6 protein-coding genes and 1 pseudogene are annotated in these 5,454 nt (G+C 72.1%); 3 read left to right on the top strand and 4 right to left on the bottom strand.

Translation table 11 applies throughout. The annotated features are described in order from the left end of the window. Both ACLU3S_RS35520 and ACLU3S_RS35515 read right to left on the bottom strand, forming a co-directional pair. Window positions 1-293, bottom strand: a pseudogene (locus ACLU3S_RS35520) (metallophosphoesterase); the annotation flags it as partial. A gap of 13 nt (window positions 294-306) precedes the next feature. Beyond that, entirely contained in the window at window positions 307-546 is a 240-nt protein-coding gene (locus ACLU3S_RS35515; protein ID WP_413956091.1) for an SCO4848 family membrane protein, read from the bottom strand. A gap of 91 nt (window positions 547-637) precedes the next feature. On the opposite strand from ACLU3S_RS35515, the gene ACLU3S_RS35510 reads away from it, so the two are divergent. Further along, a complete protein-coding gene (locus ACLU3S_RS35510; protein WP_413956090.1) occupies window positions 638-1,864 on the top strand; it encodes a D-alanyl-D-alanine carboxypeptidase family protein in 1,227 nt (408 codons plus the stop codon). Window positions 1,865-2,084: 220 nt separating this feature from the next. Beyond that, window positions 2,085-2,840 (top strand): decaprenylphospho-beta-D-erythro-pentofuranosid-2-ulose 2-reductase, encoded by a 756-nt coding sequence (locus tag ACLU3S_RS35505; protein WP_413956093.1) that lies wholly within the window; start codon window positions 2,085-2,087, stop codon window positions 2,838-2,840. 71 nt (window positions 2,841-2,911) lie between these two features. Here ACLU3S_RS35505 and ACLU3S_RS35500 read toward each other — a convergent pair whose 3' ends face one another. Together ACLU3S_RS35500 and trpS are read right to left on the bottom strand one after the other, a co-directional pair. After that, window positions 2,912-3,487, bottom strand: a complete 576-nt coding sequence (locus ACLU3S_RS35500; protein ID WP_413956089.1) for a 2'-5' RNA ligase family protein — start codon at window positions 3,485-3,487, stop codon at window positions 2,912-2,914. Between the two features lie 195 nt (window positions 3,488-3,682). Next, entirely contained in the window at window positions 3,683-4,693 is a 1,011-nt protein-coding gene (trpS, locus tag ACLU3S_RS35495; protein WP_413956092.1) for a tryptophan--tRNA ligase, read from the bottom strand. Between the two features lie 146 nt (window positions 4,694-4,839). Here trpS and ACLU3S_RS35490 point away from each other — a divergent pair, with 146 nt between their 5' ends. Then, a complete protein-coding gene (locus ACLU3S_RS35490; RefSeq protein WP_413956088.1) occupies window positions 4,840-5,442 on the top strand; it encodes an RNA polymerase sigma factor in 603 nt (200 codons plus the stop codon). Window positions 5,443-5,454: the final 12 nt, after the last annotated feature.

Here is a 5,454-nt window from a genome sequence, read left to right as displayed (position 1 = left end):
GGGCGTACCGCTTCTCCTGCCAGGACGGTCAGGAGGAGGTACAGGGCGAGGGCCATCCACAGGAAGCCCGGCCAGGCCAGGGTGCGCTGGAGCCAGAAGGGGGCGCCGGAGCGCTCCGTGAGGAGGGCGGCGATGGCCAGGAGCGGGCCGGCGACGAACAGGGCCGTGCCACATCGGCGGGCCCGGCTCCCCGTGCGGGTGGTGTCGCGGACCAGGCGCCGCCAGAGGTACCAGTGCAGGCCCGCCACGACGGCCAGGACGGCCACGACGGCGAGCACGAGGACGACGACCACCCGACCGGCTCCGCTATGACGTCCGGCGCAGTGCCCGCAGCCCGCGCAACCCGATGACCCCGATGGCCGTCCCCAATACGAAGGAGACGATCGCCAGCAGCAGGTGCACCCAGAAGTACGCGGTCGGGTGACCGCCGTGGAAGGCGAGACCGCTGCCGTCCTTGAACAGGTTCTTGACGAAAGTGACCCAGATGAACCAGCTCCACACCCCGAAGGCGAGCAGGAACCAGGAGACCGGGCGGCTGAGCTTCATCACACCAGTATCACCGTCGGCTGTCCGGTTCCGTGTCGGGGGTGGAGGGTGCGGCGGGACTTCACGGCCCTCGGCAGGTACGTTCTCGACCGTGCCCGCACCGAAGAAGACCGGCCGGCGATCGCTGCTGATCACCTCCGCCACCCTGTTGACCCTGTCCGTCACCGCGCCCGCCGCCCTCGCCGCCCCCGGCCCCACCACGAGCCCGACGGCCACACCCCCGGCCCGCATGTCGACGGTGGGCGGCGACCGGCTGGGGCTGCCGGGCACCCAGGTGAATCTCGCGCCCGGTGTCCCCGTGCTGCCCAAGGACCTCACCGCCCGCTCGTGGATCGTCTCCGACGCCGAGTCCGGCGAGGTGCTGGCCTCGCACAACGCCCACTGGCGGCTGCCCCCGGCGAGCACGCTGAAGATGCTGTTCGCGGACACCCTGCTCCCCCGGTTCCCGAAGACAATGGAGCACAAGGTCGTGCCGTCGGACCTCGCGGGCATGGGTGTCGGCTCCAGCGTGGTCGGGATAAAGGCGGGGCACACCTACAGCGTCCGCGACCTGTGGCTCGGGGTGTTCCTGCGCTCGGGCAACGACGCCGTGCACGTGCTGTCGGCGATGAACCAGGGTGTCTCGCAGACCGTCCGGGACATGCAGGACCACGCCGACGAACTGCAGGCCCTGGACACGCACGTGGTCAGCCCGGACGGCTACGACGAGCCGGGGCAGGTGTCGTCGGCGTACGACCTGACCCTGTTCGCCCGGTCCGGTCTGCAGAAGAAGGACTTCCGCGACTACTGCTCGACGGTGCAGGCGACGTTCGAGTCCGGGACGATCCGCAACACCAACCGGCTGCTGAGCGGCGACACCGACGTCCCCGTCTACCGGGGCATCGCGGGCGTGAAGAACGGCAACACCACCAACGCGGGCGCCACCTTCACCGGGGTCGCCGAGCGGAACGGCAAGGTGCTGCTCGTCACCGTGATGAACCCGCAGAAGCACGAGCACAACGAGGTCTACAAGGAGGCCGCCAAGCTGCTCGACTGGGGCTTCCAGGCGGCCGGCAAGGTGCAGCCGGTGGGCGCGCTGGTGCCGCCGAAGAACGCGGTACCCGCCTCCGCCGCGCCCAGCGCCTCCGGCCGGGTCCCCACCGGAACCCATGGCTCCGGCTCGAAGCCGGTGAGCGCGGCCGCCCGGTCCGGGTCCAGCGGTGTCGGCACCGCCCTGGCCGTCGCGGGCGGGCTGCTGGTGCTGCTCGCCGGCGCGGCGTTCCTGGTCAACCGCCGGTGGCCGCTGCCGGATCTGATGCGTCGTCGGCCACGGCCGTGACGGGCGCCCCCGCGCTCCGCGCCGCCGTCCAGGCGGGGCGGTACGGCACCAGTTCCGCCAGCGCGACGGGAAGGCCCCCGAAAGTGCTCCATGTCGGCGTACCCCGGAACCGCGGGACGGCGGACAGGGGCGGTCCCGCCTTCGGGTGACGTTTGCCCGAACGAGGTGACGTTTCATACGTAATCGATCACATATGGGCGATACGGTCGCGTGCATGCCTGTGAAGGACGCCTTCGGCCTCCCCCAGTCCCTGCTCGTCCTCGGCGGCACGTCCGAGATCGCGCTCGCCACCGTCCGCCGGCTGATCGCGCGCCGCGCCCGCACGGTGTGGCTGGCCGGCCGCCCCTCGTCCGGCCTGGAGCAGGCCGCCGTGAGCCTGCGCGCCCTCGGCGCGGACGTCCGCACGGTCGACTTCGACGCCCTCGACCCCGAGTCCCACGAGACCGCCCTCGGCAAGGTCTTCGCCGAGGGCGCCGTCGACACGGTGCTGCTCGCGTTCGGCGTCCTCGGGGACCAGGCGCACGACGAGCGCGACCCGCTGCGCGCCGTACGGGTCGCCCAGACCAACTACACCGGGGCCGTCTCCGCCGGCCTGGTCGCCGCCCGCGCCCTGCAGGCACAGGGCCACGGCTCCCTCGTGGTCCTCTCCGCCGCCGCCGGGGAGCGCGCCCGCCGCGCCGACTTCATCTACGGCTCCAGCAAGGCCGGCCTCGACACCTTCGCGCAGGGCCTCGGCGACGCGCTCTACGGCACCGGCGTGCACGTCATGGTCGTACGCCCCGGATTCGTCCGTACGAGGATGACGGCGGGCCGGGCGCGCGAGCCCCTCGCCACGACCCCGGAGGCGGTCGCCACGGCGATCGAGCTGGGTCTGCGCAGACGCTCGGAGGCCGTATGGGTGCCGGGCCTGCTGCGGCTCGTCATGTCGGTGCTGCGGCACACGCCGAGGGCGCTGTTCCGGAGACTGCCGCTGTAGCGCCCTGCGGAGGCGCCGAACCGCGGAACGGCGACCACGGCGCCGCGGACGCCGGACGGGCGGTCCGGTCCCTACGACACCGCGCTGCGACCCACCCCGCGCAGCGCCTGCGACGGCACCACACATCCCCCGAACGTGTACTCACGCAGCTTGCGCCACACCCCGTCCGCGCCCTGCTCGTACAGCGCGAAGCCGGTGCACGGCCACTCCGCCTCGAAGCCGGCCAGCTCCGCGAAGGCGCGGTCCATCGCGGCCTCGTCGATGCCGTGCGCCACGGTGACGTGCGGGTGGTACGGGAACTGCAGCTCGCGCGCCACCGGCCCGGAGGCGTCCCGCACCCGCTGCTGGAGCCGGGCGCACTCCTCGGCGCCCCGGACGACGCGGACGTAGACCACCGGGGACAGCGGACGAAACGTGCCGGTGCCGCACAGCCGCATCGGGAACGGCCGGCCGGCCGCCGCGACCCCGGTGAGGTGCGCCTCGACGGCGGGCAGTTGGGCCTCGTCCACCTCGGTCGGCGGCAGCAGGGTGACGTGCGTGGGGATGCCGTGCGCCGCGGCGTCGCCGAAGCCCGCGCGCCGCTCCTGGAGCAGGCTGCCGTGTGGCTCCGGGACCGCGATCGACACGCCGATCGTTACGGTCCCCACGTCGTCTCCCGTCGTCGCGTCTGTCGTCTTGTCGGCCGTCTCGTCCGGGGCCGTCGGATATCGACTGTACGGCCCCGGATGTCCTGTGGGCAGGCGCGGCGAAGGTGATGTACAGCGCTCTGCCCACTCGGACCGGCGCACGGCCCTGCGCCCCGGCACCGGTCCCTGCTTCCGCGCACTTCCCGGCAGGAGCCCTCAGTGCTTCGCCGGCAGGAATCCGACCCGGTCGTACGCCTGCGCGAGCGTCTCCGCGGCGACGGCGCGCGCCTTCTCCGCGCCCTTGGCCAGGATCGAGTCGAGCGTCTCGGCGTCGTCCAGGTACTGCTGGGTGCGCTCGCGGAACGGCGTCACGAACTCGACCATGACCTCGGCGAGGTCGGTCTTGAGGGCGCCGTACATCTTGCCCTCGTACTCCCGCTCCAGCTCGGCGATCGACCTGCCGGTGAGGGTGGAGTAGATGGTCAGGAGGTTCGAGATGCCCGGCTTGTTCTCCGCGTCGTACCGGATCACGGTGTCGGTGTCGGTGACGGCGCTCTTGACCTTCTTGGCGGTGGTCTTCGGCTCGTCGAGCAGGTTGATCAGGCCCTTCGGCGTGGACGCCGACTTGCTCATCTTGATCGACGGGTCCTGCAGGTCGTAGATCTTCGCCGTCTCCTTGAGGATGTACGGCGCCGGGACCGTGAACGTCTGTCCGAAGCGTCCGTTGAAGCGCTCGGCCAGGTCGCGGGTCAGCTCGATGTGCTGGCGCTGGTCCTCGCCCACCGGCACCTCGTTGGCCTGGTACAGCAGGATGTCGGCGACCTGCAGGATCGGGTACGTGAACAGGCCGACGGAGGCCCGCTCGGCGCCCTGCTTGGCGGCCTTGTCCTTGAACTGGGTCATGCGGCCGGCCTCGCCGAAGCCGGTGAGGCAGTTCATCACCCAGGCGAGCTGGGCGTGCTCCGGTACGTGGCTCTGCACGAAGAGCGTGCACCGGTCCGGGTCCAGACCCGCGGCCAGCAGCTGCGCGGCGGCGAGCCGGGTGTTGGCCCGCAGCTCCTTCGGGTCCTGCGGGACCGTGATCGCGTGCAGGTCGACGACCATGTAGAACGCGTCGTGGGTCTCCTGCAGGGCAACCCACTGGCGGACGGCGCCGAGGTAGTTGCCGAGGTGGAACGAGCCGGCGGTGGGCTGGATACCGGAGAGCACGCGCGGACTGCTCGGCATGGCGAAGCCATTCCCCTGAGGGTGGTGGTGGGCGACGGGCGGGCGGTCGTTGGCCATGTTCACCATTCTCTCAGGTACGGAGGCCCGATCCGGAACGGGTCCGGAACAGGTGGGAACCGAATCGTCCCCCGCGGTGTAACAAGGGTGTGAGGACGCGGGAGGGGGGCCGCATCGTCGATGAGGCCGCGGTGATCGCTCGCGTGCGCGCCGGGGAGCCGGAGGCGTACGCGGAGCTGGTGCGGGCCCACACGGGCATCGCGCTCAGGGCGGCCGCCGCGCTCGGCGCGGGGGCGGACGCGGAGGACGTGGTGCAGCAGGCCTTCGTGAAGGCGTACTGCTCGCTGGGCCGGTTCCGGGACGGCGCGTCCTTCCGGCCGTGGCTGCTGGCGATCGTGGCCAACGAGGCGAGGAACACGATGCGCACGGCGGCCCGGCAGCGGACGCTCGCCGGCCGGGAGGCGGCCTTCGCCGGGGCCGAGCCGCTGATACCGGACGCGGCGGACCCGGCGGTCGCCACGCTGGAGTCGGAGCGGCGCGCGGCTCTGCTGTGCGCGCTGGAGCGGCTGAGCGAGGAGCACCGCCTGGTCGTCACCTACCGCTATCTCCTGGAGATGGACGAGTCCGAAACCGCCGAGGCCCTGGGCTGGCCGCGGGGCACGGTCAAGTCCCGCCTGAACCGCGCCCTGCGCAAGCTGGGCCGCCTGCTGCCGGACTTCGAGCCCCGGGAAGGGGGTGATGAGCGTGAGTGAGCAGGGCTCTTC

The sequence above is a fragment of the Streptomyces sp. AF1A genome (genome assembly GCF_047340315.1).
GTDB lineage: Bacteria > Actinomycetota > Actinomycetes > Streptomycetales > Streptomycetaceae > Streptomyces.
Note: the sequence above shows the minus strand (reverse complement) of the source record. Positions and strands in the feature narration are given on the sequence as shown.

Coding starts and splice junctions, on each gene's coding strand:
- trpS (WP_413956092.1), bottom strand. CDS start 4,693: ATGCCGAGCAGTCCGCGCGTGCTCTCCGGTATCCAGCCCACCGCCGGC.
- ACLU3S_RS35515 (WP_413956091.1), bottom strand. CDS start 546: ATGAAGCTCAGCCGCCCGGTCTCCTGGTTCCTGCTCGCCTTCGGGGTG.